We start from the raw sequence: 26,977 nt of genomic DNA, 5'->3' as shown, positions 1-26,977 counted from the left end.
CGTGCGCCCCGACACCCCCGCCGGCCCGCACCTCGGTCCTCGCGGGCCGCTCGACGCGCCGTCCACCCACCGCACCGGAAGGACCCCGTGAACACCATCGACCCGTCCGTGGTCAGGGCCGTCTTCACCCTGGCCGACCCGGCCCTCGTACCCGTCCTGGTGCAGCGGCTCGGCCTCGAACTGGCGCCGGCGCTGCGCCGGATGGCCACCGTGCCGACAGCGTTGGCCGCCGCGATACCGGCCTCGGGCAACCTCCCGTTGATCGCCGCGTACGAGGAGGGCGAGCGCAGCGGGACGCGCGACAAACGGCCGAGGCCGACCGCCGCGCCGGCGCTCCCGCTGCCCGCCTTCGCCGGACCCGTGGCCCCGACCCTGCCCGACCGGGCGGGCGCCGAGGACCCGGTTCGGCGGGCCGCCCGAGGCGATCTGACCGCCGCCGAGGTGGACGCGCTCCTCGATCTGGACGATCCGCACGTGGACGCCCGGCTGTTCGCCGGCTCGCTGCTGCCCGACACCGAACGTGCCCGGCTGCTGGCCGGAGTTCGCCGCGACGGCACCCGAGGCCCGGTTCCCGGCCCGCTCGTCGACCTGCTGTGGGACACCGAGTCGAGCCGCTGCGCCGGGTGGCTCACCGCGGGGATGACGTCGGGCGATCCCGAGGTGGCCCGGGTCGTGGTCAATCGGCTGCCGCTGCGCACCGAGGCCGGCCGGTTGCGGGTGGTCGTCGGGGTGTGGACACGCCACGGGTCGGCCGAGGTCCGCCGGTTGCTGACCGAGGCGCAATTTCCCGCCGACACACGCGAACGGATCGAGGACGCCCTCCGGCGACCGGACGGCTCGGCCGTGCTCGGCGCGCGGCTGGCCGCCGAGGAGGACCCCGAACACGTCGTGGCGTTCCTGCGGGACGGCAACGACCGCGAACAGCGCGAGCGGGTCGACGCCGTCCTCGCCGACGGCGGCGCCATCCCGTGGGCGGAGTTGCTCCGCTCGCACCGGGTCGCCGCGCTGCCGGACCGGCTGCACATCCGGCTCGCCGAAGCCCCGGACTGCCCGTACGACCTGCTGGTCGCCCTGCTCGCCCAGGGCCTGCCGAGCTACGGTCGGGAGGAACGGGTGTGGCTGCACGAGGCGTTGGTGCACGGCCGACTCTCCGGCGCCGACCTGATGCGCTACGCCCGCCCCGCCCCGGCGGTGTTGTCGATCCTGGCCGGCACCGACGACCGCACCTCGCCCGAGTGGTGGGCCTCGGGCGCGCCCAGGGCCGAGGCGGGCGCGCTGGTCGACGAATTCCTGGGCACCGACGCCGACGCGTGGATCGTGGCGCTGCGCCTGTTCCCGGACTTCACCGGCACCATCGTGGAACTGCTGACCACCGCCCGGGCGGTGGTGGCCGATCGGCTCGGCTCAGCGGGCGAATGAGCCGTCGGCCGGCGCGGGGGCCGAACCGGCGAACAGCGGATCGGGCGCGTCGGCGAGGGCCGCTTCCGGGTCGTCGTCCGGGTCCTCGGGTCGGACTGCGCCGTGGCCCTCGTCCGGCCTGCCGCCGTCCGGCACGGCGCTCTCCCCGTCCGGCAGTCCGCCGAAGCCGAGCAGGTCCAGTTGCACGGGGCCGTCGGCGCGGCCGGTCGCTTCGGCGGCCGGTGTCCACGAGCCTCGGCAGGAGATCGGCGCGTCGTCGGCGCGCGCGTGACCGGGGTCGTCGTGGCGCCAGAGCGCGTGCGTCTCGGTCACCGCGACGCGGCGACCGCACACGCCGCAGGTGCCTCGTGGCCGATGCGTGTTCATGCCCCCATGATGTCCGATCGGGCGGACAACGGCCGGTTCGACCGCCCCAGGGCCGTCGCCGCCTCCGTGTGGTGCAACGCCCGCGTGGCCGGCGAGGTCGGGCGGCGGGAAAGTGGTGGGCGCGGATCGGTCACATTCGCGGGCCGGGATCCGTCATTGGTGTGTCGGGCGGCAGCGAGCCGCCGAGGACGAGCCGACGACATCGAGCCGAACGGACCGGTACCGGCACCCGGTGGCAGCGCCGCCGCGGGCCGGGGACACCGCGTCCCAGCCGAGGTCGGCAGAACGCGAAATCGGAGCACACCATGACCGGCAAGACCTTCAAGAACGACATGTCGATGATGTACGCGTTCCACGACGCGCTTCGTCGGGAACTGGCGCAGATCGCCAGGATCACCGCCGAGGCGACCGACGACCCGCGTCGGGTCCTCCAGGCGGCGCTCGGCTGGGAACTGTTCAAGCGCTACCTGCACGTCCACCACGGCGCCGAGGACGACGTGCTGTGGCCCGCGATCCGGTCGGCGGTCCGGGACTTGCCGGACGAGCTGGCCGTGATCGAGGCGATGGAGGCCGAACACGCCATCGTCGACCCCGGATTGAACGCCGTGGACGCGGCACTGGCCGACCGTGAATCCGGCCCGGAGCGGCTGGCTGCGATCGTCGAGCGCCTGGTCGGCGGCCTGGGCGGACACCTCCGGCACGAGGAGGACGAGGCCCTCGCGATCATCGACCGGCACGCCACGCCCGAACTGCTCCAGCGTTTCGGCGCCGAACACGCCATTCGAGTCGGCAACGACAGCCCCATGTACGTGCCGTGGTACCTGGACGGCGCGAGCGAGGACGTCGCTGCGACGGTGCTCGGCCGGCTGCCCGAATCGCTGCGCCAGGCGTACCGGGACGAGTGGCAGCCGGCCTACGCGGCGCTGGACCTGTGGGGCCCCAAGCAGGGTTCGACCGAGGTCTGAACGGCCCGGTCGGTCGGCGGCCGACCCACGCCCGGGCGCCATCCGCCGGTCACCCGAGGACATCCGCGTCCCGGACGGGGACCCGCACCGAACGACCGGAGGCGGACCGGATCGCGGGGCGGTCCGGATCCGCACCGGCGCTCGGTCGACGGTGAACGGTCCGTGCCCGGGCGGACGGGTCGGCGCGGCGAGCCGGAGCCCGCCGCAACACGGCGGCACCGGGGGGCCGTTGACCCCGGCTACCAGCCCACGCGGAAGTTCTGACCGGTCTGACCGCCCTCGATCGAGCGGCGGTACGCCATCGCGGCCGTCGCGACGTCGACCGGCGGGAAGCCCGGGAAGAACGAGTCGTACGCCTCCAGCGACTCGGTGAACACCGTCGGGCTGACCGAGTTGATCCGCAACCCGCGCGGCAGTTCGATCGCGACGCCGCGCACGAACGCGTCGATGCCGCCGTTGGCCATCGAGGCCATCGCGCCGGTCGGGATCGCCTCGCCGGACAGGATGCCGGTGATCAACGTGAACGAACCGTTGTCCGCGACGAAGTCCAGCCCGCCCCGGACCAGTTCGACCTGTCCGAGCAGCTTGTCCAGCGCCGCGCTCTTGACGTCGGCGTGCGTCAGCTCGCCGATCGTCTTGAACGGCACCCCACCGGCCGCACACGCGACCGCATCCACCCGGCCGACCTGCGCGTACATCGCCGCCACCGAGTCGGGGTCGGTGATGTCCACCGCGACATCGGTCTTCCCGCTCCGGGAGGCGGTGATCACGTCGTGCCGTGTGGACAACAGCTCGGTGACCGCCGTACCCAGGACGCCGGTGGCGCCGACCACGAGGACCTTCACATCAACCTCCGCTGTGGATCGATATCGCGTTCGATCCTTGCCGGTTCGGCCGGGATGGGCAACCGACGCGTCTTCGACGCCCTGCCGATTCCGCTCGGTATGTCGCTCGTCACCGTGTGCGTTGCCGCCAGGACCCGTCCTCGGCATCCGCGCAGCCGTATTTCCGAACGCCCGGGAGGGCTCAGGTCATTCGCCGCAGCCACTGCTCGACGCCGCTGATGTGCACCGTCGACCACGCGTGTGCCGCGCTCGCGTCCCGGCTCTCCAGCGCGTCCACGATCGCGTGGTGCTCGCGGATCGTGCGCTGCCACGAGTCGTCCTCGGTCAGACCGCGCCAGGTCCGCGCGCGCATGGTCGGGCCGGAGAGTGTCTCCAGCAGCGAGCACAACACCTGATTGCCGCCGAACACGGCGATCTGGTGATGGAAGCGCAGGTCCTGCTCGATCAGCGCGTCGTGCCCGGCATCCGGACTCGGCGGATCGGCCAGCGCGCGCAGCGTCGCGATGCCCTCGGCGTCGACCAGCTCGGCGGCCAGCGCGGTGGCCGCCGGCTCCAGGATCCGCCGGACCTGGAGGAAGTCGAGCACGCTCTTGTCGTGGTGGAAGTCGACCACGAACGAGATCGCGCCGAGCAGCAGTGTCGGCTCCAGGCTGGTCACGTAGGTACCGTCGCCCTGGCGCACATCCAGGATCCGGATCAGCGACAGCGCCTTGACCGCCTCGCGCAGCGAATTCCGGGACAGCCCGAGCCTGGCGGCCAGGTCGGCCTCCTTGGGCAGCTTCTCGCCCGGTTGCAGCTCCCCGGACACGATCATGCCCTTGATCTTGTCGATGGCCTCGTCTGTGACCGCCACGCCGCTGACCCCTCCGGAGATCCGATGACTCCCCAGTATGGCGGGCATCGGCGCACGGTGGCGGCTGTCGGCGAACGGCACGATGCGAGCGGGCCGCGCGGGGGTCTCCGAATCCGGATCCGGGGGGGCGGACTCGGGATCCGGGTCCGGGTCCGGGTCCGAGTCCGGGTCCGGATTTGGGCCCGGCTCGGGCTCCGCTCCACGACCGCACACCGGAGGCCGGGACGCCGGAACTCCGGGACGCCGGGACGCCGGGACGGAGTCAGCCCCCGTCCCGCCCCAGTGCCGCGATCTCGGCCGGGGAGGCGTTGCCGCCCGAGCACACGACGGCGATCCGCCGGCCCGTGAACTCGCTCGGGTGGGCCAGTACGGCGGCCAGCGCGGCGGCGCCCGCGCCCTCGGCGAGCGTGTGTGCGTGCGTCGCGAGCAGGCGCTGTGCGTGCGCGATGTCGGCGTCCGAGACCAGCAGGAAGTCGGCGAGCCCGGACCGCAGCACGCGCTGCGGCAACTCGAACCCCCGGCCGGTGGCCAGGCCGTCCACCACCGTGGTGTTGGCGCGCGTGACGCACGTGCCGGCCCGCCACGAGTCGTGTGCGGCCGGCGCGGCGGTCGACTGCACGGCGATCACCCGGCAGCTCGGCGCGAGTTCGGCGGCGACCAGCACCGCACCGGCGGCTCCGGTACCGCTGCCCACCGGGACCAGCACCGCGTCCAGGTCGGGTTCGGCGGTGAGGATCTCCAGGTACGTCGTGCCCACCCCGGCCACCAGCGCGGCGGTGTCGCCGGGGCTGACCAGGAGCCGGCCCTCGGCGACCGCGTACGCCTCGGCCCGCGCCTGGGCGCCGGCCATGTCCGCGCCGTGCAGCAGTACCTCGGCGCCGAGCGCGCGCACCGCCCGCACCTTCGCCGGGTTCGCCTCGGCCGGCATCACCACCGTGCACGACGCGTCGAACGCGGCACACGCGTACGCGATCGACTGCGCGTGGTTGCCCGTCGAGTAGGTGACCAGACCCCGGGCCCGCTCCGCCGGGCTCAGGCCGGCCAGCAGGGTCAGCCCGCCCCGGACCTTGAAGGCGCCGACCGGCTGCACGTTCTCGTGCTTGACGAATATGTGCGCACCGGTGGCCGCGTCGAGGGCGGGATACGACCACATCGGGGTCGGCGGAAGGTGCCCGTCGAGGAACGCGCGGGCGGCCACGACGTCGGCGAAGGTGGGGTCGGTGGCGGTGGTGACGAGGTCGGCTTCCATGACGCCATCGTGGGGTGTGGGCATGCCATCGGTCCAACGGGGGTCCACCCGGGACGCCCCTGCGCTCGGGGTACGGCCGCGGCCGCGTCGGCCCGGAGGTGGACTCGGGAGGGCCGTGGGCCGGGCGGGTCCGTGACCTCCGCGGGTGGGTCCGTGGCGTCCGGAGCCGCGGATGCCCGCGCACACGGCCGACGTGCCGGCGGGCGGGCCCTCAGTCCCCGTGGATCCGGGCCAGGATCTGCGGATTGCTCACATGTACCGGGACGTTGTCCTCGTCGAACAGGCCGAGCCGGTGCAGCGCGCCGCCCTCGACCGGGATCACCGCGCCGGTCGTGTACGCGGACAGGTCGGAGATCACGAACAGTACGGCCGCCGCCACGTCGGCCGGCGTCCCCCGCCTGCGCAGCGGTACGCCGCGGCCCGCGAGCGCCGGATCCTGCGCGGCGGCGGTCGCCCGCGGCGTGGTGATCGAGCCGGCCGCGACGCCGTTGACCCGGATCCCGTACCGGCCCCACTCCAGGGCCAGTGTCCGGGTCAGCCCGAGCACCGCGGCCTTCGCCGTGCCGTAGCCCACGTGGTAGGGCGCCGCGACCACGCCGCCGGTGGAATTGATGGTCACGATCGAGCCGGGCGCCTCGTGGGCGACCAGGTGCCGGGCCACGGCCTGGGACAGCCACATCACGTGATGCAGGTTCAGATCCAGGGAGTGGTCCCACTGTTCGCGGTCGAAGTCGAGCGCGGGCGCCCAGTGCGGCAACAGGCTGCCGCCGACGACGTTGACCAGTCCGTACAACTCGCCCGGCGCGGCGACGGCCCGCTCCACCACGGTCGCGACGCCGTCGGCGGTGGACACGTCCGCACACACCGTCAGCAGCGTGCCGGCCGGCCCGCCCAGGCCCGTCGGCTCGGCCAACTCGGTCTCGATCGCGGCCAGTCGCTCGGCGTCGCGATCCACGCCCAGCACGGTGGCCCCGGCTTCGAGCAGCCCGCGTGCGCAGGTCGTGCCGATCCCGCCGCCACCGGCGCCGGAGACGATCACCGTTCGGCCGGTCAACCTCATGCGTTCGGCTATCACCGCTGTACTCCCTGTGTGTTCGTGTCGTCACCGGCCGCCGAGCCACACCCGGCGGATCAGCACGCGCGGCCCGACGCCTTCGGCGTCGAGATATCGATCCGTCAGTTCGCGGAGCCGAGCGGCCTCGTAGCCGCCGTCGAAGAGGATCCCGGCACCGGCCTGTGCCGCCCGCCGCACCGCGCCCGGACTCATCGCCGCGCTCACCACCGGCACCGGTCGTGCGGCACACTCGAACAGGGCCCGATCCCCCGCCGGTTCGCCCAACCCCGCGCCGCGCAGCAGCGCGGCCAACCGGGGTAGCGCCACCCGGAATCCGGCGGTCCGAGCCGCGAAGTCGAGCCCCATGACCCGGAAATTCAGCTCCAGGCCGCCGATCGCGACCCCGATGCCCACCCGGCCGGGATGCAGGGCGGCCGGCCAGGCCACCTCCTCGGCGAGCAGCGCGACCGGCCGCAACGGCAACAGCACGGGCGCCGCGGCGGCCCACCCGGACGGCATCCGGTCCAGCATCCAGCGCCACCTGGAGCGGATTGGGCAGGTAGCCGGCGAAGCCGCCGTGGTGCTCACTGGTCATCACGCCGTCGAACCCGTGGGTCGCGGCCAGTACTGCCTGCCCGATCGCCTCCGCGGCCACGCCCGAGGCGTCGAGCCCGTCGTGCGGATGGATCCGCAGCGAGACCGACCCGGTCCCGAACGGCATCGCCGCCCGGATGAGCCCGGTCGGTTCCGCCGATACGGCGTCTTCCGCCTGGTTCGCCGGTTTCGGGTATTCCGTCGGCACGCCTCCACATCCCCTCGATCGGGTGCCGGCGATCATGGCAGAGCGGTCGCGCCGATGAAACCACCAGGAAATGTGCTAGGCCCACCAAGATCCGCCGGACCCGGCCTGGCGGGGTCGACCGTGTGCGCGGCATGGAAAAGCCCGGCACCGGAGTTTCGGGAAACTCCGAGCCGGGCGTCGGACGCCGATGACGTCGTGGGTCTCGATGCCACCGGCAGACCGGGTGGCGCTAGCCGGTGGTCGGCGCGTTCGTCTCCGAGTCGGAATCGGCAGAACCGGCGCGGGACGCGGAGCCGGATCCCGAATCGGACCCCGACCCCGACCCGGATTCGGACCCGGATGCGGGGCCCGACGCGGGTGCGGCGGCCGGGGGCGGCCCCGCGGCGGAGGCCGCATCCGACGTGGCCTCGGACCGCGGGCCGGGCAGTGTCGCGTCGGAGCGGCCTCGACGGGACCGGTGTTCCAGATAGCCGGCCAGGCCGAGCAGGGCCAGGCCGAGCAGGAGCGCGACCAGCGGTGCCACGACGCCGAGCAGCCAGAGCGCCTGGGCGCCGTCGGCGGCGGTGTCGGCCAGCTCCGCGCGCGAGGCCGGTGTCGTGGTCATCTTCAGCGACAACACCGGGAAGACCTCGGCCTGCGCGCCGGAGGCCGACACGGCGGTTGCGGTGACGCCCTGGGTGGACTCCAGGTCCACGGTCACGCCGGTCTCGGTGTCGACCCAGCCGGTGAGGTCCGTCGTCGCGGTGTAGGCCAGTGGGACCGGATCGGCCTGCCCGGCCAGTTCCAGGGGTCGACCCGGGAAGGCGACGCCGGCCAGACCCTGCACTGCCGCTCGCGGCATGGCCGGCGGCAGCGTACGCAGCGAGCCCGGGTCGGCCAGCGGGCCGCTGGTACGGATCGAGAAGACGTACGTCTCACGGCCCGCGCGCCGCTCGGTGCGCACGTACGTGGCCGGGACGGTGGTCTGCGTCGGCGAATCCCAGTACGGATAGTTCTTCTTCTCGGGCTCCAACGGGAAGCCCGCGGTCAGGCCCCGATGCGGTTCGGCCGCCACCCCCTTGGGAATCGGCCGGTCGAGCAGGGTCTTGCGGTCCACCGACCACCGTTTCTCGACCGTGGTGAGCGCCTGCTTCTGCGGGCCGGACACCACGGTGCGGTCGTTCAGTACGACGGTCGCCCCGGACGTGTGCACCGCACGCACATGTCGGTCCACGGTGACCGGCAGGTCGCGCACGATGGCCCCGGGCAGGTTGCCCGCCTGCAACGCCTGCGCGTCCAACAGGGTCATGCCGCCGGCGAAGTGCATCGTGAAGTCGGCGTCGTCGGGCACCTGGTGCACGCCGGGCAGCACGACGAACCGGGTCACCGCGCTCGTCGCGACGAGCAACGTGGCGGCGGCGCCGAGATACCAGGACGTCTTTCTCATCAGAACAGCCTCCGCAGGTCGCCAGATGGCCCCGGGAGGGCCGGATGTCCTCCCGTCGCGTCGGCGCACGCGACCTGATGGCCCGTACCTCACCAGGATCGGCAACGGATCGCGCCAGATACCACGATTTCCGTCCCAGCCCGACCCGTTGGTGGTATATCGGGCGCCGGCCCCGGCCCGCGCCGGTCCGCGACCCAGGAACCTCGTTTCGTCACAAAGGCGTTCGTCCGTGGGAACGGCGATGACCGGTCCAACCCCGTACGTCACAGCCCGCGTTGCGGCTCCCGTGCCATATCCCGATGCGTGTCGCCATGCACCTCACGATGCATCTCGCCATGCAAGTACCAGGTCACAGGCCCTTTTTGTGGTCACGGGCGAAAGATGCGCCAGCCTTGGTCGTGCTCATCGGGACATCGCGTAAAGTGGCGGAAAGGCACATCGGCGCGATCCGGCTGTGGCACACGCTCCGGGACGCGAGCGACCGGGCCCGGCGCACTCTGTCCTCGCCGGGTCCCCTGACCCACCCGAACCCGGCGACACCGGGGGCCTGTCCGGCCTGCCCGTCCCGTCCGGCCCATCCGGCCCATCCGGCCCGGGGTTGATACGCCCTCACCCTAAGCCAATTCGCACACACTCTGAAGGCGCATCGTGCGCTGTACGGTTCCGCGACAACGAGCCGCCGGGACGGGACGCGGCGTCGGATGTCGTCCATGCCAAGCCGATTCGAGCCACCGGGGGAGTCCGGTGGTTCTCGAGCATGCGTGGGCCCGAATCCGGGGCTCGTTCCGGCGTCGTGCCATTCGGTGCGGCGGGGTGGAAACAGAGACAGGGGTGCATGTGGCGAATGCCGATGTCGTGGCTCGCGCGCGAGTCATGCTGTTCGACGTCGACCGGGTGTCGGCGGAACGACTGGTCGGGATCTATCGCGTCTTGGGGGAGGTCGACGGACCCGAGCACTACGCCCGGCGGTTGGCCGTGGCGCTGCACACGACCGGGCACGTCTTCGGGCACCACGGGGCCGACATGGGCCTCACGCTCGGCCGGTTGACCGAGGCGATCCGGCTGTGCCGAGGCCTGGACCCGGCCGAACACCGGGATCGGGACGCAGTGTTGCGAGGCATCCTGGTCACCTACCAGTGGGCGCTGTACCGCTACGACCGGCGAGCCGAGGCGCTCGCCGTACGACACGAGATCCTCACCCTGGCCCGCGCCGGCGCCCGTACCGCTGCCGGCGCCGGTGGTCGGTGGTCCCTCGCCGAGGCGCTTCTCGAAGTCGCCGTCGCATTGGTCGAGGACGGCCGCGACGACGAGGCCGAACCGCTGTTCGCCGAGGCCGTCGCGGTCACCGACGGCCTCGGCCGAGGGTACCTTCCGAACGCCGACCGACACTGGTACATCACCGCGCAGGCGGGCCGGCTCGCCACCCGCGGCCGATTCGCCGACGCGGCCGACGCGTACCGGCCGCTTCTGGAGACGACCCACGACGACCGCCAAGTCCCGATCCTGCTGTACGGCGCGCACCTGCTCGCCGCCGCGAATCGCCCCGCCGAGAGCGGGACGGTGCTGGCGCGCGCGGTCGAGGCATATCGCACGCGCGCCGCGCACAGCCCCACCCGGGGCCTGCGGCACGACCTGCTGGCCCACCATCTCGCCGTTATCGGCGCGGCCGACGAACCGGACGACATCGCGCACGCCACCACGTCCGACCACTGGTCGCCGACCCGCCTGATCCGGCACACCGAGGCCGAACCCGCGCTCCGCGCCGCGCTCGACGCACCGACCACCACGCCCGCACAGCGCCTCGTGCTCGAACGCCGACTCAACGTCCGGGCGACCTTCGCGCCGATGTCCCGCACGGCCGCAGCCCGCCTGCTCCTGCCCAGGTACGCCAAAGCCGTCGAGCACGCCCGCTCGCCGGCGATCGCCGAACCGGCCGTGGCCAAACCCCTGTTGGCCCGTGCCCTCACCGACCACGCCCTCCTCCTGGCCGCCGTAGGCCGTGCCCGCGACGGCATCCCCGCCTTCGAGGAGGCCGCCGCCCTGCACAGCTGACGGCCGGCGAACCGGTCCGGGCCGGGCCGGCGCGCGCGCGCGCGCCGGCCCGGCGTCCGGTGGGTCGGCGGCCATTGATCGGTTCCAGTCGGCCGGCTTTGGCGGTCCCGGGTGGAGGGATCCGCGCGTAGCAGCGCCCCGTTCGTGATCGGTCGCGTTCGGGGCGGGGGTTGCCCCCGGGCCGTCTTCGATCCCGCGTCGCGGTGCTCGGCGTGGGATCGAGGACGGGCCCCGGGAATGCGCTCGGAGCACCCTTGTCAGCGGACCGCCAGGCCCTCGATCTCGATCAGCATGTTCGGATCGGACAGTGCGGTGACGCCGACCAGGACGGTCGCCGGGCGACATCCCTCCCGTTCCAGGCGGGCGGTGATCACGTCGAAGTGCCGGGTGACCTCCGCGACGTCGACCGCGAAGTAGCGCAGTTGCACCACGTGCGCGAAGGTGAAGCCGGCCTCGGCCAGCGTTTCGGCGAGCCGGTCGAAGGTGGTCTCGATCTGTCCGCGCAGGTCGCGCACGTGCACGATCGCGCCGTCGGGACCCCGGGACTCGTGCCCGGCCAACACCAGCCACCGTTCCGGATTCGTCACCGACACGGCCCGGTTGTAGCCGAGTCGGTCGCCGAACATCCGCGGTCCGATGTCCTGCCTGTGCATCGCGTCACCCTCCGTCGTGGTCGGTCCCGACGCGGTCCCGGCTCGGCGGCGGCAACCGGCGACCCGGACCGGCGAACAGGCCCGGGCCCGGCCCATCGACGAAAACCCCGAATCGGAACAAATCCCGCCGGCGACTCTAGCCAGAACACCCACCGGTCGGGTGCCGAACACGCCGATGCGGGCCGATCGCCCGCTTCCGTAGGCGTCGAGCGAGGTCGTGCGACCCGGTCGGCGTCAACTCTCCACCCCTGCCGTTCGCGCATGCGGAATCGGCGACACGGTCGGCTCCGAGCGGATGCCGTACTGCGCCGCCTGGGCCGTGTACATGGCCCGATACCGACCCGCGTCGAGCGCCATCAGGCCGTCGTGGTCGCCCTGTTCGATCAACCGCCCGCCCTCCAGCACGTAGATGAGGTCGGCGGTGGCGGTCGCGGCCAGCCGATGGGTGATCAGCAGTACCGTCGTCCCGTCCTCGGTCATCGACCGCAGCGCGGCGAACGCGGCGATCTCCGCCTCCGGATCCAGCGCGGAGGTCGGCTCGTCGACGATCACGAACGGCGCGCCGCGATACCGGGTCCGGGCGTTGCCGATCTTCTGCCACTGTCCGCCGGAGATCTGCGAACCGCGTTGGTAGCCCTTGACGATCAGCGTGTCCCAACCGTGCGGCAACCCGTCGACCAGGTCGCTCGCGTCGGCCCGGTCGACCGCCCCCTCCACCCGGGCCTGGTCGAGCGGACGATCCGGGCGGCCGATGAACACGTTCGCCCGCGCGGTCATCGCCCAGCGCGGGAAGTCCTGCCCGAGGACCGCCACCCGGTCGAAGATCCGGTCCCGATCGGCGTCGCGGACGTCCACGCCGCCCCAGCTCAGCGTGCCCTCACTGGGCAGCAGCAGCCCGGCGACCAGCTTGGACAGCGTGGTCTTGCCGGAGCCGTTCTCGCCGACCAGCGCGACCACCTTGCCCGCCGGGATACGCAGACTTACCCGGTCCAGCGCCGGCGTGTCGTTGCCGGGGTAGCAGTACGAGACGTGATCCAGCCGCACCTCGTCCACGACATGCGGCAGTGGAAGTCCGCCGGTCGGGATCGCCCGCCGCTCCGACTCGGCGCAGGCGTCCTCCAGGTCGCGCAGGTACAGCGACTCCTCGTACAGCCGGTTGACCTGCATGACCAGCGCGGTGAGGCCGCTGGTGCAGGTACGGATCGCGATCACCGCGGTGCCGCCCGCGGCCAGCGGCATGCCGCCCTCGGTGAGCAGCAGCCACAACGCCGCATACACCAACAGCGCGCCGACTCCGGACATCGCGGACGCGGTCGCCTGGGTCAGGCCCTTGGCGTGCGCGAGTCGGCGGTGCTCGGCCTCCATCGTCGCGGACATGTCCTCGAACGCGTCCAGCACCAGCCGACCCGCCCGGTGCGCCCGCACCTCCGCCGCCGGCGCCGGATCGATCAGGCTGTGCCCGAGGATCTCGATCGCACGCCGGTGCTCCAGCCAGGCGTGCACGGATTCGTGTTGACGGCGCGCGGATCGGACCGCTCCCCAGCCCTTGGGGGCCGCGACCAGGAACAACAACGGCAGCAGGACCGGATTCAACAGGGTCAACACACTGCCGGTGGCGACCAGGCCGACCAGCGCGTTGATCACCGCGACCGAGGCGCCGATCATGCGCCGCACCGAGTCGGTGCCGAACCGGCCCGCGTCCAGCGTGCGATGGAAGCGCGCCTCCTCGAAGGCCTGGAGTTCCACTCGGGCGGCGAGCCGGTAGTAGCGGGCCGTACAGACCCGCTCGACCTGCGGTTCGAGCCGGCTGGTCGCACCCACCGAGACCGCCGCGAGCAGTGCGGACAGGGCGGTGACCACCATGATGAACAGCAGGGCCGGCGCGGCGTCACGCAAGCGATCGGTGGTCGGCACGTCGGCGAACAGCGCCACCAGCGCGCGATTGGTGGCGAGCAGCCCCAGCCCGGCCGCGAGCCCCTGACCGATCTCGGCCACGAGCAGCGCGAGCACCGCGGGCCGATCCACCGTCCAGGCGGCGCGCGTGACCACCGCGACCATGCTCGGCAGTTGCCGTGCCATCGCCCAGAACGACACCCGAAGCAGTGGTTGTTCATGGTCGGTGAAGGACATGTCGTAGCGCAACGCGCCGCCGAACAGCAGCTGTTCGGACTCGGACACCGGAATCGTCCGCCGCGCGGGCGCCCGTCGACGAAACTTCACCGGACCTCCCGAGGAGGATTATGCGGTCGCCGGCGGGCCGGTACGGGCGCGTGCGTACGGAAAGCAGACGTGCGGAAGTCAGACGTACGGAAAGCGGACGTACGGAAAGGCGTGACTCGCGATGGTGCCGTTGCCAAGGTGACCACGTTCCCCTTCGATCCCGAGGTGTTGCCGACGACCGCACATGCTGCCCGCCGGCCCGGCGGATCGGACAGGGCGTACGGGTGTACGGGCCGGGCGCATCCGTCTCGCGGCACGCTCGAGCACGCGCCCGACCGGCGGGCCGAACCGACGCTGTACCACGTCGGGTTCGGGCGCGGATCCAACGACGACGGCGGGGGCCGCGCGCTGTGCCGCACTCCGGCGGATCCGGGCGGTCGACGCGCGCCGTGCGATCGGATGGCGGGAGCGGCGCCGGATCGCCCGACGCGTCGCCCGGATCGACCGGATCGACCGGATCGCCAGGATCGGCCGGTCGAGGTCGACGGCGCGCCGAGCCGGGCGAGCCACGCGGAGGGCGGAACGGTCGACCGCTGGCACGCGCAGGCCGCGAGGGTCTGCCGGGCCGGGGCGCCGCCCCCGCCGCGACCCCCGCCGCGCCGCTCACCCGCTGCGGCCCGCCCGGGCCTGGGCGACGAACTCGGCCAAACCGCTGGGAGTGGCGCGTTCCAGGATCACCTTCGGCTCGACGGCGATGCCGTACCGCTTGCCGAGCACGTCCGCGAACTCGACCGCGAGGGCCGCGTCCACGCCGAGTTCCGCCCACGTGTCGTCCGGGTCGACCCGGGAGATGTCGAGGGAGACGAGTCGGGCGGTCTGATCGACGATCTCGTCGAGAAGGGCGGCGTCCACGGGCACGGTGAGGCTCCTTGACGGGTCATGAATGCGTCCCAGGCGCGGGATGTCCGGGCTGGATCGGCACGTCGATACGAGCATTCCCGGGGCCGATGTGGGGAGTTCGCGGGTACCGGTCCGGCCGCCTGTGCCTGGGCCCACCGACCCGACACCGGCTCCTGTCGTACGGGAAACGCTAGTAGGAGCCCAGGTCCCGGCGGTAGAACGTGGCCGACCCGTCGCGGGTGGCGAAGCGTGGCGAATCGGTGTGCCCGGCGGTTGGAGCGGTGGAGAGCGAGCCCAGGCCGTACCCACCGCGTGGCGTGGGTGCCGCGCCCGGCGGTGTCACAGCGGCGGATTGAGGCCCTCGAAGAAGGCGAGGAGCGCCGCTTCCCGCAGATGCGCCGGGAGGTGGTCCAGGAGCGCGTGCACCGGCGCCAACCGGCCGTCGGTCAACAGGCCCGTCTTGAACATGAGTTCGGTCAGCGCGTCGGCGGTCACCCCAGCCTCCGAGTCGGCGAGGGCGGTGAGCTCGGCGACCGCGCCCAGTTGCTCGGGGGTGGGCAGCGGATCGCGTTCGCCGGCCGCGTGTACCGCCGAGCGCAGCGCGGTGAGCAGTTCGGGTATGTGCGGACCGTGCGTGGCGGTCATCGTGAGGTGGATCGTCGGCGGGATGCCGGGCTGGGACAGCTGGGGTTGCACGGCCCATCCCAGGCGCTCCAACTCGTCCAGGAACGCGAAGAAGTCCACGCCGTCCGTGGTCACCGCGACCAGACTCGCCGCAGGCGCGCCGAGCACGCGCAGGCCCGCGATCTCCGCGACGCCCTCGACCAGATCGGTGGTGGCGGCCAGCGTACGGGTGACCAGGTCGCGGTAGCCGTCCGCGCCGAGGTGGCGCAGCACCGCCCACGCGGCGGCGATCAGGCCGCCGGACTTCGAGCTCTGCATCGTCGAATTGACCACCGGATAGCCGGTCCAGTCGGATGCGACGAAGTACTGGGTCCGGCGCAGCGCCGCGGTGCGGTAGAGCACGATCGAGCAACCCTTGGGCGCGTAACCGTACTTGTGCAGATCCACCGAGATCGAATCCACGCCCGGCACCCGGAAGTCCCAGGGTGGCACGGCGTGTCCGAGCTGTTCGGCGAACGGCAGCACCCAGCCGCCGATGCACGCGTCCACGTGGCAGCGCACGCCGCGCCGCGCGCAGATCGCGGCGATTTCGGGGATGGTGTCCACGACGCCGTGCCCGTAGGAGGGTGCGGAGGCGACCACCAGGACGGTGTCGTCGGTGATCGCGCGCTCGATCGCGGCGACGTCGGCGGTCAGGTGGATCGGGTCGATGTCCACGATCACCGGGTCGAGCCCGAAGTACTTCGCCGCCTTGGCCCAGGCCGCATGCGCCGAACGGGCGAAGACGATTTGCGGGCGCGCCAGGTCGGGCCGCGCGTCCCGAGCCGCCTTGGCCGCCAGCAGGCAACTCTCGGTACCGCCGCTGGTCCAGCTGCCGGCCGCACCCGCGGGTGCGTGCAGCATCTCGCCGACGGCCGCGACCACTTGGTGCTCCAGCGTTGCGACGCTCGGAAAGGACGTCGGGTACAGGCCGTTCACGTGCAGGTACAGCTCGAACGCGCGAACGGCGACCGCTTCGACGGAGGCCGCGCCGGAATCGAACGTATTGGCCACTCCGGGCCGCCCGCGTCCGGGTTCGTCTCCGGCGTGCATGGCCGTCAACTCCGCCAGCACCTCGGCCACCGGCCGTCCGTCCGCGAACATGCCCACGCGTGCCTCCCCGCCTGTGAACGCGGCTGCTGCCGCGGCTGCGTCTGCCGATGCGGCGGCTGCTGCGGCGAACGCGGCGGCCACCGCCCACTGCTGTTTGCGCCTGCGGTTCCGAGTTCCGGATCTCCCGCACCGGGTCCGGATGCGTCCCCGGCCGGGCTCCGGTGCGGTCCGGTCACCGGTTCGGGGCACCGTAGCGCGGCCGGCGGGCGATGTCTGTAGCGGGGCGCGCGCGAGCGGCACCGCGTGGGTGGGTGTGTTGCGGCCCGGATGAATCGGGCCGCGATGCCTGGTGCCGCGTCCGGCAACGTTTGCCCCGTCGCGGTGTTCGGTGCGGTGCATCGGTGTCGCGCCGGAACGTTCTCGTACTGGAGTACCTGGACGTTTCGGCGGGGCGGCGAGGTGCCGTGCCGGGCGCGGTGGCGGGGCAAACGTTGCCGGACGCGGCACTAGGGTCGGGAGACCCGAGGAACACGTTCCGAGCCACTCGAAGGGCAGATTCATGGCCGTCGCGACCGCGCGTCACCCCGACCTCGACGAACTCCTGGCATTCCTGCGCCCGCGCCATCGCGGGCTGTTGGCCACGACCCGCGCCGACGGGCGTCCGCAGATGTCGCCGGTGTCCTGCGGGGTGGACGGGGCGGGCCGGATCGTCGTGTCCACGTACCCCGACCGGGCCAAGGCCCGCAACGCCCGGCGGGACGAGCGGGTGTCCATGTGCGTCGTGTCCGACGAATGGAACGGCCCGTACGTGCAGGTGGACGGCCGCGCCGAGGTGTTGGACATGCCGGAGGCGCTGGAGCCGCTGGTCGACTACTTCCGGTGCATCTCGGGTGAGCACCCCGACTGGGACGAGTATCGGGAGGCGATGCGCAGGCAGGACAAGTCGCTGATCCGCATCCACATCGACCGTTGGGGTCCGATCGCCACGGGCGGCTTCCCGGCTCGCCTGGCCGCGGCCGAATAGCGCGGGGTTGCGAGGGCGCGGGTCCCGGGTGCCGGCGGGCGCGGCCGGCGGCACGTGCGTCGCGAGGTGATCGGGGCGGGGTCGGGACGCCGGCGGTGCGCTCGTCGCGGCGCCGTACGGACGTCGTCCGGGGCGCGCCGCCGATCGGCGCAATGCCCGGCGAAATCGGTTCGCGGGGGGTGGGCTGGGGGGATGACCGAGGAGACTGCGGGTACCGTCCGTCCATCCGTCGATGCGCTGCCCGGCCGGCTGGCCGCCCGCCGCCGCGAACTCGGGCTCTCCGTGGCGGACATCGCCCGCCGTACGGGATTGCCCGGAACATGGGTGAGCTCCGTCGAGAGCGGATCCACCGCACCGTCCGCGCCCGCGCTGTCCCGCCTCGCCGACGCGCTCGAAACCACCGTCGACGACCTGCTCTCCGCGCCGTCGGCCGGCTTCACCCACCGGGTCCCGCCTCGTCCGCCGGGTCAGGACCCGGGCCCGGGGCGGGAGTTGGTGGAGATGACCGACGAGGAGTGTCAGGCCCACCTGCTGCTGCAACTGGTCGGCCGGATCGCCGCGCTGGACGGGCCCGACCCGTTCGTGTTGCCGGTCAACTACGTGATGCTCGGCCGCGACGTGATCTTCTGTACGGCCGCGGACTCGGTCCTGGCCCGGGTCGAGGGCCCGGTCCTGTTCGAGGTGGACGACATCGTCGACGCGGCCCGGATCGGCTGGAGCGTCCTGATCCGCGGCACGGCGGAGCGGGACTCGGACCCGGCGGACGTCCCGTCGGCCGCCGAGGCCCCGTGGCCGGCCGACCGCCGGGACGTCTGCATCCGGATCCGGGCGGAGCACGTGACGGGTCGGCGGGTGCGGCCGAGGGTGGGCGAGGGAGCGGGGTAGCGGGCGGCCCGGCCGCCGCGCCGGCATCGGCGCCGGCCGCATATCGTGTGGATCATGAGTACACACTTTGACGTCGTTGTCCTGGGCGCCGGTCCGGGCGGATACACCGCAGCGGTTCGCAGCGCACAGCTCGGGCTGCGGGTCGCAGTCGTCGAGCAGAAGTACTGGGGCGGCGTCTGCCTGAACGTCGGCTGCATCCCGTCGAAGGCACTGCTGCGCAACGCGGAACTCGCGCACATCTTCACGCAGGAGGCCAAGACCTTCGGGATCCGCGTCGAGGGTTCGGTGACGTTCGACTACGAAGCCGCGTTCAAGCGCAGCCGCAAGGTCGCCGACGGCCGGGTCAACGGCGTGCACTACCTGATGAAGAAGAACAACATCACCGAGTACGACGGCCACGGCTCGTTCGCCGACGCGCACACGCTGGACGTCTCGCTCGCGGGCGGCGGTGTCGAGACCGTCACGTTCGACCATTGCATCATCGCGGCGGGCGCGACCACGCGCCTGCTGCCGGGCACCTCGCTCAGTGAGCGGGTGGTCACCTACGAGGAGCAGATCCTCACCGAACAACTGCCGGAGAGCATCATCATCGCGGGTGCCGGCGCGATCGGCGTCGAGTTCGCCTACGTGCTGCACAACTACGGCGTGAAGGTGACCATCGTCGAGTTCCTCGACCGGGTCGTTCCGCTGGAGGACGTCGAGGTCTCCACCGAACTCGCCAAGCGCTACCGCCGGTTGGGCATCGAGGTGCTGACCTCGACCCGGGTCGAGTCGATCGACGACAGCGACCCGAACGCCAAGGTCCGGGTCACCGTCACCCGCGACGGACAGCAGCAGGTCCTGGAGGCCGACAAGGTCCTCCAGGCGATCGGCTTCGCCCCGCGCGTGACCGGCTACGGCCTGGAGACCATCGGCGTACGACTCACCGAGCGTGGCGCGATCGACGTGGACGGCCGGGGCCGGACCAACATCCCGCACATCTACGCGATCGGCGACGTCACCGCGAAGCTGATGCTCGCACACGCGGCCGAGTCGATGGCGATGATCGCCGCCGAGACGATCGCGGGCGCCGAGACCATGGAACTCGACTTCGTGATGATCCCGCGCGCCACCTACTGCCAGCCGCAGATCGCCAGCTTCGGCTGGACCGAGGCCCAGGCCCGGGAGCAGGGCTTCGACGTCCAGGTCGCCAAGTTCCCGTTCACCGCCAACGGCAAGGCCCACGGCCTGGGCGACCCGGTCGGCTTCGTCAAGGTGATCAGCGACCGTACCCACGGCGAACTCCTCGGCGCCCACCTGATCGGCCCCGAGGTCACCGAACTCCTCCCCGAACTCACCCTGGCCCAACAGTGGGACCTCACCGTGCACGAGGTGGCCCGCAACGTCCACGCCCACCCCACCCTCGGCGAAGCCGTCAAGGAGGCCATCCACGGCTTGGCCGGCCACATGATCAACATGTGACCCGGCAGCCCTCCGGCATGTATCGCGCAACACGCGCGCAGGGTGCGCCGGGGGGCACGCATGCCGTGTCGGCGGGGATCGGTGGCCCTGCGGCCCCCGGTTCCCGCCCGTTCGCGCCATTGCCGACGGTTCGACCTCGGTCCGTCCCGTGTCGGCCCTTTCCCGCCGCTTCGCTCGGGGCTCGGATCGCCCGCATGGATGGCCGTTGCGGGGTAGCGATCGGCCGCTACGCGCACACGAGCCGACCTGGCGTTGGGCATGCCCGACCACGTGGTGGCGGGCCGTTGTGGGTGCTGGGCGTCCGGCCCGCCCCCGAGCCCCTCGTGGTCACGCGGTCACCACGGGTATGCCCTCCGGGCGGTCGGCGAGCAGGGCGGCGATGTGGTCTGCGCAGCGAAGTGCCGCCGCGGCCATGGCGTTCCTGGTCATTCCGGCGATATGCGGGGTGAGCAGGGCGTTCGGCAGGCCGAACAGGGGCGAGGCGAAGGCGGCGTGTTCGTGCTCGAAGGTGTCGACGGCGGCGGCTGCGAGTGGGTGTGCCGGGTCGCGCAGGGCGTCGGCGAGAGCCTGTTCGTCGACGATCCCGCCGCGGGCGGTGTTCAGCAGGATCGACCCCGGACGCATCAGCGCCAGCTCCGCCCTGCCGATCAGCCCCCGGGTCTGCGCGGTGAGCGGCAGGTGCAGGGAGACCACGTCGCTGGTGGTCAGCAGTGCGGTGAGCGAGCGGGCCGAGGGGAGCGGTATCTCGACGGGGCGCCGGGAGAGGGCCTGGACCCGCATGCCCAGGGCGGTTGCCCGCCGGGCCAGGGCCAGTCCGATCCGTCCCGGCCCGATGATGCCCAGGGTCGATTCCGACAGCTCCACCGCCGGTGCGGCCGGTGCGCGCCAGGTGCCCCGGTGTGCGGCCGAGTTGTGTGCCGGGAGATCCCGGGTCAGGGCGAGCAGTTGGGCCAAGGCGAACTCGGCGACCGCGTTCGCATTGGAACCCGGGGTATGGGTGACGGCGACGCCGTGCCGGGCTGCGGCTGCCGAGTCGACGTGGTCGGTGCCGGCGCCGGCCCGGCCGACCACGCGGAGCCGATGGGCCAGGGCGGTGTCGGTCGCCGCCGCGAGGAACGAGGCGCGCAACGGCACACCGGCACGCGACTTGACCGCGTGGTGGCCGAGCCCGTCCCGGACGAACTCGGCCACCAGCGCGGCCTCGTCGAAGGCATCGAAATCGGTGAAGTTCACCCGGCCTGCCCACGCAGCCCGCGCACCGGCCCGATCGGCCACCCGCCGAAGATTCAGCGTGACGGCCATCCCGTGCCCGAGCAGACGTTCCAACTCCCGGCCGAGCAAATCACCGGGAGCCGCGTCCAACAGCAGAATCCGACCCCGCTCCATGCAATTCCCCTTCCCGGCCCGGACCCTACCGGCGCCCGGAGACGCTCCCGCATCCAACCACGCAGGGCCGCCGCCGCGTTTCCGAGTGCCGGGCCACGACGGGCGGCCCGTCAATCGCGGCGGCGGCCGCGTGGTGATCAGGACGTCCGTGGTGACCGCGACGACTTCGGACCGGCGACCCGCCGTCGGCTGACGGCAGTTTGCGCTATGACCCGTCGAAGAGCAGGAGTTCGAAGGCATCCGTCACATCGGTGACCCGATGCTCGGGTGGTCCCGTCGGCCCGATCGGCCACTCCGGGAGCCGTTCGGGTCGAAGAGCGCCAGCCGTTGCATCGGTGCCTCCCCGTCTTCCTCACGCCACCGTTGCCACGACCTTCCCACGTGCGTGACCCTCGTGGATGTAGCGAATCGCCTCGGGAATCTCGGCGAACGTATACGTGCGATCGATGACCGGCGTGAGTCGGCCGGCTTCGAGGTACTCCCGCAACAGGTTCAGATCCTCGGCGCGTTCGGTGGACATCACGCCGCACAGCCGGTGCCGTACGAACGGGCCCAGCGCCAGCGCCCGGAGCATGCGGTCGACACCGCCGAACCAACGCCCCTTCGTTTCGCTGCCGACGATGACGAGGGTCCCCCGCGGAGTGAGCGCTCGCCGGAGCAGCCCGACCGGCCGATTGCCCGCGGTGTCGAGGATGAGGTCCCATCGTCGTGTGCCGTCGGCGAAGTCCTCGCGCGTGTAGTCGATCACCTCGTCCGCGCCCAGCGAGCGGACCAACTCGACCTTGCCCGTGCTGCACACCCCGCTCACGTGCGCGTCGAACACGTGGGCGGCCAGTTGCACCGCGAACGTGCCCACGCCGCCCCCCGCACCGATGATCAGGACGCGCTGCCCGGGCCGCACCCGGCCGCTGTCCCGGAGCGCCTGAAGGGCGGTGAACGCGGAGGTCGGTACGGCCGCCGCCTGGGCCGGGTCGAGGTTCGCCGGTTTCGTGGCGAGCCTGCTCTGCGGTGTGCACGCGTACTCGGCGAAGGAACCCCGGCACGTGCCGAACACCTCGTCACCGGGCCGGAATCGAGTCACATTGCGGCCCACCGCATGCACGCTGCCCGCGACATCCATGCCCCGCACGCGGTCCTTGGGTGCGCGCAGGCCGTAACCGGTGAGCCGAAGCAGGTACGGCCGGCCCGTCACCAGATGCCACACACCCGGGTCGACACCGGCCGCGTGTACCCGGACCAGCACGTCGTCCTCGCCCACCGCCGGTTGCTCGATGTCGGCCAGTCGCAGCACGTCGAGCGGTCCGTAGGTGTCCTGAACGAATGCCTTCACGGCGTCTCCCTTGCCGGGTCCGGGTATTGGAAGACCTCGTCGAGAGGCACGCCGAAAACCCGGGCGATCAGGAAAGCCATCTCCAGGGACGGCGAGTAGCGGCCCTGTTCGATGGCGATGACGGTCTGCCGGGTGACGCCCACCCGCTCGGCCAGTTCGGCCTGGGTCATCTCGCCGTGCGTGAAGCGCAGGGCGCGGATCGTGTTGGTGACCCGGGTCGGCGGCTTCTTCACCATGGTTGGAAGCCCCGGCGGTAGGCGACGATCCGGGTTCCGGAGCCCAGGATCGCGGAGAGTACGAACGCCAGGTAGATCGTGTTGGCGATCCAGAAGTGGTCGAACTCGGCCAGCGCCATGGCCAGCGCCGCCACGGCGCCGACGACGACGAGGGATTGGCCGACGAACTCGGCGAACCGGCCGATCTCCCGGTCGCGTTGGTCCTTTTGGTTGGCGCCTTCGGGGGAGACGATCGACACCACGATGTGCAGCACGATCGCCGCCAGGATCGCCGCGCCGATGGTCCACAGCAGGGTCGACGCGTACGACACCTCGGCGAGTGGGGCATTGCCCGCTCGCCCCACCACGACGGCGAGGTAGGTCGCGTATGCGCAGACCGTGACCACCGCCATGATCCATGCACGTTTCTCTTCAAAAGCCACGCGACGACTCCCGGCTCGAGCATGGTGGACCTGGATGGCAAGGCCACGCGCACGCAAGCGGACGCGGAGAAGCCCTGCGAAGACGAGCCGATGTGAATCCATACGGACACCAGTCAATGTAAAGCAACACTGACACCAGGTCTAGTTTTCTTTACATCGATCGACCGTCTCGGAAGCCGACCGCACCGACCGCGCCGACCGCACCGCCCGATCCGCCAAGATCCGCCGGACACGGCCTAGACTCGCCGCTCGGACGGCTCGATTCGGGCGGGGGACGCCGTTTTGCCGCGGTGCGCCGTGCCCGATGGGCGTGGGATTCGGGTGGCTGGAGCGACGATGGGCACGGACGAACGGATCGAACGGGCCGGACTGTGCTACGAACGGGCGGTCTTCGGAGGCGACCCGACCGGGCTTCCGGTGGCCGACCGGGAACTGGACGCGGTGGAGGCGGACTTGGCGCTGGCCCGCGGACGGGTGGCGCACGCGCGCTTCCTGGCCGATCGCAGCGCCGAGGATCCCCGCGAGGGGGCCCTGTTCGAACGGGCCGCGGAGCTCTACCGCTCGCTCGGCGACGCGCGGGGCGAAGGCGAAGCGCTGTTCTGGGTCGGCACGTTCCATCAGGTGGTCCGGGGCGACCATGCCTCCGCGCTGCCCGCACTGGAGCGGTCCCTGGAACTGGCCACGAGCGTCGACGACAAAGCGACCATGTCGTACGCGCTTCGCCACCTTGGCATTGCGGCGCACATCGACGGCCGGTTGCCCGTGGCGCGCGAACGGTTGGAGGAATCGCTGCGGCTGCGCCGCGAACTGGGTTTCCTGCCCGGCGTGGCGGCCAACCTGGTCGGGTTGGCGTACATCGCGGCCGGGCAGGGTCGCCGCGACGACGCGTGGGCGCTGATCGAGGAGGCGGGCACGATCGCGAAGTCCGCCGGCGCCGAGGGCATCGTGCGCATGGTCGAGGAGGCCCGTTCGGATCTGGCGGGCGACGTGCCTCCCCCGCTCTGAGGCCGTCGCCGGTGCGTGATCCGCCCGTGCCTCGCGATCCGGGCGGGTGTCCCGATCGCCATGGGCAGCGACAACCCGGTTCGACCGCATACCGAGGTGCTCCGCGAGATCGAGCACCTGTCCCGGGTCGGCCTCGGCCCCGCCGGTGCCTTCCGCGCGGCCACCCACGACGCGGCGCGGCTGCTCGGCCTCGCCGACGACCGGGGCGAGATCGCCGTCGGCAAACGCGCCGACCTGGTCCTGCTCGCCGGCACCACCCCGGACCCGACCGCACTGGACCGGCGCATCCGAGGCGTGTGGCGCAACGGGACCCGGATTCGCTGACCCGCCCCCACCGCCGCGGACCACCTCGGGCGTCACCCGGACGGGAAACTCGGCCACCGGTGTACGCGAGCCCACCCGGAGGGGCCCGGTCGTGACGCCGCGCAATACCCGGCGCCAGTGCTCGACCCGGCGCTCGGCGCGTTCGCGGGTGTCCGTGTTTTCGTGGCTCGCGGCGGTGCCGAGTGCTCGGGCCAATTGCCGATCGAGGTATCCGTGGCCGCCGCTCGCGGGCGAAGGCCCCTGACGCCGCTCATCGTTGTCGTTCCCAGCCGGCATGGCGGGTGCTGCCCCCGCGCCCTCCGGATCCGAAGTCCGGTGCTCTACCGCTGAGCTACACGCCGCTGTCGTCGCTCACACGCCAGTGCCGCGCCCGGGGGACGAGGGCCGCCGCAATTGGGCGCCGGCGGCGGCGGTGGCCTTCGGCGTGGACGCGATCGCGCGTACGTCCGGCAGCAGCAGCAGACCCGCGTTCGTGGCCACCACCAACACCGCGCCGACCAGCAGCGGGGTGCTCGTGCCGATCGCCGCGGCGACGGGGGCGGCGATCGCCAGGCCCAGCGGGCGCGTGGCGAAGGAGATCAGCGCGTCGAACGAGCCGACCCGGCCCAGTGCTTCCGACGGGATGCGGTGTTGCAGCGTGGTCTGCCACAACGGGCTCAGCACGCCCAGACCGAGCATGGCCAGGAAGTAGGCGGTGGCGACGACCGTCAGCGGTGCCCGCAGCGCGAGGGCGGCGAGCGGGAGGCCGTACAGGGCGGCGCCGATCGAGGTGGCCACCAGTGGGCGGCGCACGGGCAGCCGGGACGCGATCAGGGCGCCGAGCAGTACACCGACGGTGCCGACCTGGGCGATGATCACCCACGAGCGGTCGCCGCCGAGTCGGTCCACCGCGATGATCGGGCCGAGGGTGAGCAGGAAGCCGGCCGCCAGGTGCCAGACGCCGTGCGCGACGACATTGGCCAGGAACCAGGGATGGCGCCGGGTCTCCACCCAGCCCGCGCGCAACTCGCCGAGAAATGGCCCGCGTTCGGTCTTGCGCACGACGCGTTCGGGGCGCAGGCCGCCGAACGTGGCGGCGGACCCGACGAACAGCAGGCCGGTGAGCAGCGAGGACCAGCCGGCCCCGACGGCGAGCATCAGGGTGCCGGCGGCAGCGGGGGCCGCCACCTGGGCGAGGCCCTGCGCGACGCCGAGCCGGGCGTTGACCCGCAGCCGCTCCGACTCGGGCACCACCGCGACCACCAGCGTGTGGATCGGCGAGGTGCCGAAGGCCACGGCGGCGCCGGTGAGCGCGGACAGGATCGCCAGGTCCGGGATTCGCACCGGGCCCGCGAGCAGTTCGGCGCCGATTGCCAGCTGGGCGCCGGCACGGACCAGGTCGGCGGCCAGGATCACCCGGTGCGGGGGGAAGCTGTCGGCGATCACGCCCGCGACCGGGAGCAGCAGCAACATCGGCAGTAGTTCGCAGGCCAGTACCAGACCCAGATCGGTGCCCGAGCCGGTGTGTACGAGAGCCAGGGTCAGCGTGGTGGGGATCAGGGCCGTCGCAAGGGCGGCGAAGGTGCGGCCGAGCAGGAGCCGGCGCATGGGTGGGGTCATGGCATCGAAATGTATTTCGCCAGCGAATCATTCGTCAACGAATTATCATCGGCCGAGCATAATGGCCGCATGCACGGTGAGGGCCGGGGACAGAGACGGGCACGGGACGGCGGCGCCGACGGTCCGGCCCGACCCGAGGGCGAGGCCGGCGGCGCGGGCGCCGTCGACGTGTCCGCCGAGGCCGAGGCGGGGGTCGCCGTCGAGGATTCGGTCGACCGGCACATCGCGCGGTGGCGGCACAAGGCGCCGTTCGACGAGCGCGTGGAGGGGATCGTCACCCGGATCCAGATGCTGACCAAGCACCTGGCACAGGTCAAGGGACGTGCGCTCGCCGAGGTCGGGCTCCAGGCCTTCGAGTTCGACACGCTGCACCGACTGGCCTCGCGCGGTACGCCCTACCGGGCCACGCCGTCCGAACTGGCCGCGGAGCTCATGGTGTCGCCGGCGGGGATCACCGGCCGGCTGGACACCCTGGAGGAGGCCGGTTCGATCCGGCGCATCCGCGGCACCGACGACCGTCGCCGGGTCGATGTCGAACTCACCGAGTCGGGCCGCGCGCACTGGACGGCCGCGATGAAACTGCTCGACCGGGCCGAACGCGCGATGGTCGACCCCTTGGACGAGCCGGATCAGGACGTACTGATCGCGCTGCTGAAGCGGATGTTGCTGCGGGTGGAGAACGCCGGCTGAGGTGGCGCGGGGGCAGAAACGTACGCGATCGGCATCCGGCCCCCGGGTCGGCATCCGGCCCCCGGGTCGGCATCCGAGCCCGGGTCGGCACCCGGGCCCGGAGCGGGGACACGCAGGCGCGACCGATGCGCACGTTGCTTTCGGGCGCTCCCGGA

24 protein-coding genes, 1 tRNA gene and 2 pseudogenes are annotated in these 26,977 nt (G+C 72.3%); 9 read left to right on the top strand and 18 right to left on the bottom strand.

Annotated features, from left to right (window positions below):
- The first annotated feature begins 87 nt into the window (after positions 1-87).
- On the top strand, positions 88-1,419 hold the full coding sequence (locus tag ACFZBU_RS24305; RefSeq protein WP_391585721.1) for a hypothetical protein: 1,332 nt from the start codon (positions 88-90) through the stop codon (positions 1,417-1,419).
- On the opposite strand, the gene ACFZBU_RS24300 is transcribed toward ACFZBU_RS24305, so the two are convergent.
- Positions 1,405-1,785, bottom strand: a complete 381-nt coding sequence (locus ACFZBU_RS24300; RefSeq protein WP_391585720.1) for a hypothetical protein — start codon at positions 1,783-1,785, stop codon at positions 1,405-1,407. The two genes, ACFZBU_RS24305 and ACFZBU_RS24300, sit on opposite strands and share 15 nt — an antisense overlap.
- Positions 1,786-2,090: 305 nt before the next feature.
- Here ACFZBU_RS24300 and ACFZBU_RS24295 point away from each other — a divergent pair, with 305 nt between their 5' ends.
- Complete coding sequence (locus tag ACFZBU_RS24295) at positions 2,091-2,750, top strand: hemerythrin domain-containing protein (RefSeq protein ID WP_391585719.1); 660 nt, start codon at positions 2,091-2,093, stop codon at positions 2,748-2,750.
- A gap of 239 nt (positions 2,751-2,989) precedes the next feature.
- On the opposite strand, the gene ACFZBU_RS24290 is transcribed toward ACFZBU_RS24295, so the two are convergent.
- The 7 genes and pseudogenes from ACFZBU_RS24290 to ACFZBU_RS24260 all read right to left on the bottom strand — a co-directional run bounded on the left by ACFZBU_RS24290 (position 2,990) and on the right by ACFZBU_RS24260 (position 8,979).
- A complete protein-coding gene (locus ACFZBU_RS24290; RefSeq protein ID WP_391585718.1) occupies positions 2,990-3,595 on the bottom strand; it encodes a short chain dehydrogenase in 606 nt (201 codons plus the stop codon).
- Positions 3,596-3,776: 181 nt separating this feature from the next.
- Positions 3,777-4,112 (bottom strand): annotated as a pseudogene (locus ACFZBU_RS24285) (FadR/GntR family transcriptional regulator); the annotation flags it as partial.
- A gap of 11 nt (positions 4,113-4,123) precedes the next feature.
- Positions 4,124-4,448 (bottom strand): annotated as a pseudogene (locus ACFZBU_RS24280) (FadR/GntR family transcriptional regulator); the annotation flags it as partial.
- 262 nt (positions 4,449-4,710) lie between these two features.
- The gene (locus ACFZBU_RS24275; RefSeq protein ID WP_391585717.1) at positions 4,711-5,697 is read right to left on the bottom strand and encodes a threonine/serine dehydratase; all 987 of its coding nucleotides are present in this window, start codon (positions 5,695-5,697) and stop codon (positions 4,711-4,713) included.
- A gap of 211 nt (positions 5,698-5,908) precedes the next feature.
- On the bottom strand, positions 5,909-6,757 hold the full coding sequence (locus tag ACFZBU_RS24270) for an SDR family NAD(P)-dependent oxidoreductase (protein ID WP_391585716.1): 849 nt from the start codon (positions 6,755-6,757) through the stop codon (positions 5,909-5,911).
- Between the two features lie 42 nt (positions 6,758-6,799).
- Entirely contained in the window at positions 6,800-7,282 is a 483-nt protein-coding gene (locus ACFZBU_RS24265) for an LLM class flavin-dependent oxidoreductase (RefSeq protein ID WP_391585715.1), read from the bottom strand.
- Positions 7,283-7,782: 500 nt separating this feature from the next.
- Complete coding sequence (locus ACFZBU_RS24260; RefSeq protein WP_391585714.1) at positions 7,783-8,979, bottom strand: porin PorA family protein; 1,197 nt, start codon at positions 8,977-8,979, stop codon at positions 7,783-7,785.
- Positions 8,980-9,834: 855 nt separating this feature from the next.
- Between ACFZBU_RS24260 and ACFZBU_RS24255 the strand changes: the two genes are divergently transcribed.
- Positions 9,835-11,031: a hypothetical protein gene (locus tag ACFZBU_RS24255; RefSeq protein WP_391585713.1), complete on the top strand. Its 1,197-nt coding sequence runs from the start codon at positions 9,835-9,837 to the stop codon at positions 11,029-11,031.
- 257 nt (positions 11,032-11,288) lie between these two features.
- Here the strand turns inward: ACFZBU_RS24255 and ACFZBU_RS24250 are convergent, their stop codons facing one another.
- From ACFZBU_RS24250 to ACFZBU_RS24235, 4 genes are all read right to left on the bottom strand, one after another.
- Positions 11,289-11,684 carry a Rid family hydrolase gene (locus ACFZBU_RS24250; protein ID WP_391585712.1) on the bottom strand — a complete coding sequence of 132 codons (396 nt, stop codon included), beginning with the start codon at positions 11,682-11,684 and terminating at the stop codon, positions 11,289-11,291.
- A 234-nt stretch (positions 11,685-11,918) separates the two neighbouring features.
- Entirely contained in the window at positions 11,919-13,862 is a 1,944-nt protein-coding gene (locus tag ACFZBU_RS24245; protein ID WP_391585711.1) for an ABC transporter ATP-binding protein, read from the bottom strand.
- Positions 13,863-14,507: 645 nt separating this feature from the next.
- Positions 14,508-14,762 carry an acyl carrier protein gene (locus ACFZBU_RS24240; RefSeq protein WP_391585710.1) on the bottom strand — a complete coding sequence of 85 codons (255 nt, stop codon included), beginning with the start codon at positions 14,760-14,762 and terminating at the stop codon, positions 14,508-14,510.
- A 321-nt stretch (positions 14,763-15,083) separates the two neighbouring features.
- Positions 15,084-16,511, bottom strand: a complete 1,428-nt coding sequence (locus ACFZBU_RS24235) for a pyridoxal phosphate-dependent decarboxylase family protein (RefSeq protein WP_391585881.1) — start codon at positions 16,509-16,511, stop codon at positions 15,084-15,086.
- Positions 16,512-17,019: 508 nt separating this feature from the next.
- On the opposite strand from ACFZBU_RS24235, the gene ACFZBU_RS24230 reads away from it, so the two are divergent.
- The 3 genes from ACFZBU_RS24230 to lpdA all read left to right on the top strand — a co-directional run bounded on the left by ACFZBU_RS24230 (position 17,020) and on the right by lpdA (position 19,830).
- Positions 17,020-17,484 (top strand): PPOX class F420-dependent oxidoreductase, encoded by a 465-nt coding sequence (locus tag ACFZBU_RS24230; RefSeq protein ID WP_391585709.1) that lies wholly within the window; start codon positions 17,020-17,022, stop codon positions 17,482-17,484.
- Between the two features lie 192 nt (positions 17,485-17,676).
- Positions 17,677-18,369, top strand: a complete 693-nt coding sequence (locus ACFZBU_RS24225; RefSeq protein WP_391585708.1) for a helix-turn-helix domain-containing protein — start codon at positions 17,677-17,679, stop codon at positions 18,367-18,369.
- A gap of 54 nt (positions 18,370-18,423) precedes the next feature.
- Positions 18,424-19,830 carry a dihydrolipoyl dehydrogenase gene (gene lpdA, locus ACFZBU_RS24220; RefSeq protein WP_391585707.1) on the top strand — a complete coding sequence of 469 codons (1,407 nt, stop codon included), beginning with the start codon at positions 18,424-18,426 and terminating at the stop codon, positions 19,828-19,830.
- Between the two features lie 327 nt (positions 19,831-20,157).
- Here lpdA and ACFZBU_RS24215 read toward each other — a convergent pair whose 3' ends face one another.
- The 4 genes from ACFZBU_RS24215 to ACFZBU_RS24200 form a co-directional block, all read right to left on the bottom strand.
- Positions 20,158-21,216: an NAD(P)-dependent oxidoreductase gene (locus tag ACFZBU_RS24215; RefSeq protein ID WP_391585706.1), complete on the bottom strand. Its 1,059-nt coding sequence runs from the start codon at positions 21,214-21,216 to the stop codon at positions 20,158-20,160.
- Positions 21,217-21,568: 352 nt separating this feature from the next.
- Positions 21,569-22,546 (bottom strand): NAD(P)-dependent alcohol dehydrogenase, encoded by a 978-nt coding sequence (locus ACFZBU_RS24210; RefSeq protein ID WP_391585705.1) that lies wholly within the window; start codon positions 22,544-22,546, stop codon positions 21,569-21,571.
- Positions 22,543-22,782 carry a helix-turn-helix transcriptional regulator gene (locus ACFZBU_RS24205; RefSeq protein WP_391585704.1) on the bottom strand — a complete coding sequence of 80 codons (240 nt, stop codon included), beginning with the start codon at positions 22,780-22,782 and terminating at the stop codon, positions 22,543-22,545. Before ACFZBU_RS24205 ends, ACFZBU_RS24210 begins: the two co-directional genes overlap by 4 nt.
- Positions 22,776-23,204, bottom strand: a complete 429-nt coding sequence (locus ACFZBU_RS24200) for a hypothetical protein (protein WP_391585703.1) — start codon at positions 23,202-23,204, stop codon at positions 22,776-22,778. The genes ACFZBU_RS24205 and ACFZBU_RS24200 overlap by 7 nt, the downstream gene beginning before the upstream one ends.
- A 336-nt stretch (positions 23,205-23,540) precedes the next feature.
- Here ACFZBU_RS24200 and ACFZBU_RS24195 point away from each other — a divergent pair, with 336 nt between their 5' ends.
- Together ACFZBU_RS24195 and ACFZBU_RS24190 are read left to right on the top strand one after the other, a co-directional pair.
- A complete protein-coding gene (locus ACFZBU_RS24195; RefSeq protein WP_391585702.1) occupies positions 23,541-24,209 on the top strand; it encodes a tetratricopeptide repeat protein in 669 nt (222 codons plus the stop codon).
- Positions 24,210-24,224: 15 nt separating this feature from the next.
- A complete protein-coding gene (locus tag ACFZBU_RS24190) occupies positions 24,225-24,533 on the top strand; it encodes an amidohydrolase family protein (protein ID WP_391585701.1) in 309 nt (102 codons plus the stop codon).
- A gap of 269 nt (positions 24,534-24,802) precedes the next feature.
- On the opposite strand, the gene ACFZBU_RS24185 is transcribed toward ACFZBU_RS24190, so the two are convergent.
- Together ACFZBU_RS24185 and ACFZBU_RS24180 are read right to left on the bottom strand one after the other, a co-directional pair.
- Positions 24,803-24,874, bottom strand: a tRNA-Arg gene (locus ACFZBU_RS24185).
- Positions 24,875-24,884: 10 nt separating this feature from the next.
- Positions 24,885-26,132: an MFS transporter gene (locus ACFZBU_RS24180; RefSeq protein WP_391585700.1), complete on the bottom strand. Its 1,248-nt coding sequence runs from the start codon at positions 26,130-26,132 to the stop codon at positions 24,885-24,887.
- Between the two features lie 69 nt (positions 26,133-26,201).
- Here ACFZBU_RS24180 and ACFZBU_RS24175 point away from each other — a divergent pair, with 69 nt between their 5' ends.
- A complete protein-coding gene (locus ACFZBU_RS24175) occupies positions 26,202-26,822 on the top strand; it encodes a MarR family winged helix-turn-helix transcriptional regulator (protein WP_391585699.1) in 621 nt (206 codons plus the stop codon).
- Positions 26,823-26,977 lie beyond the last annotated feature (155 nt).

The sequence above is a fragment of the Embleya sp. NPDC008237 genome (assembly GCF_042956465.1).
Lineage (GTDB): Bacteria > Actinomycetota > Actinomycetes > Streptomycetales > Streptomycetaceae > Embleya.
This window is presented reverse-complemented; position numbering and strand designations above follow the sequence as displayed.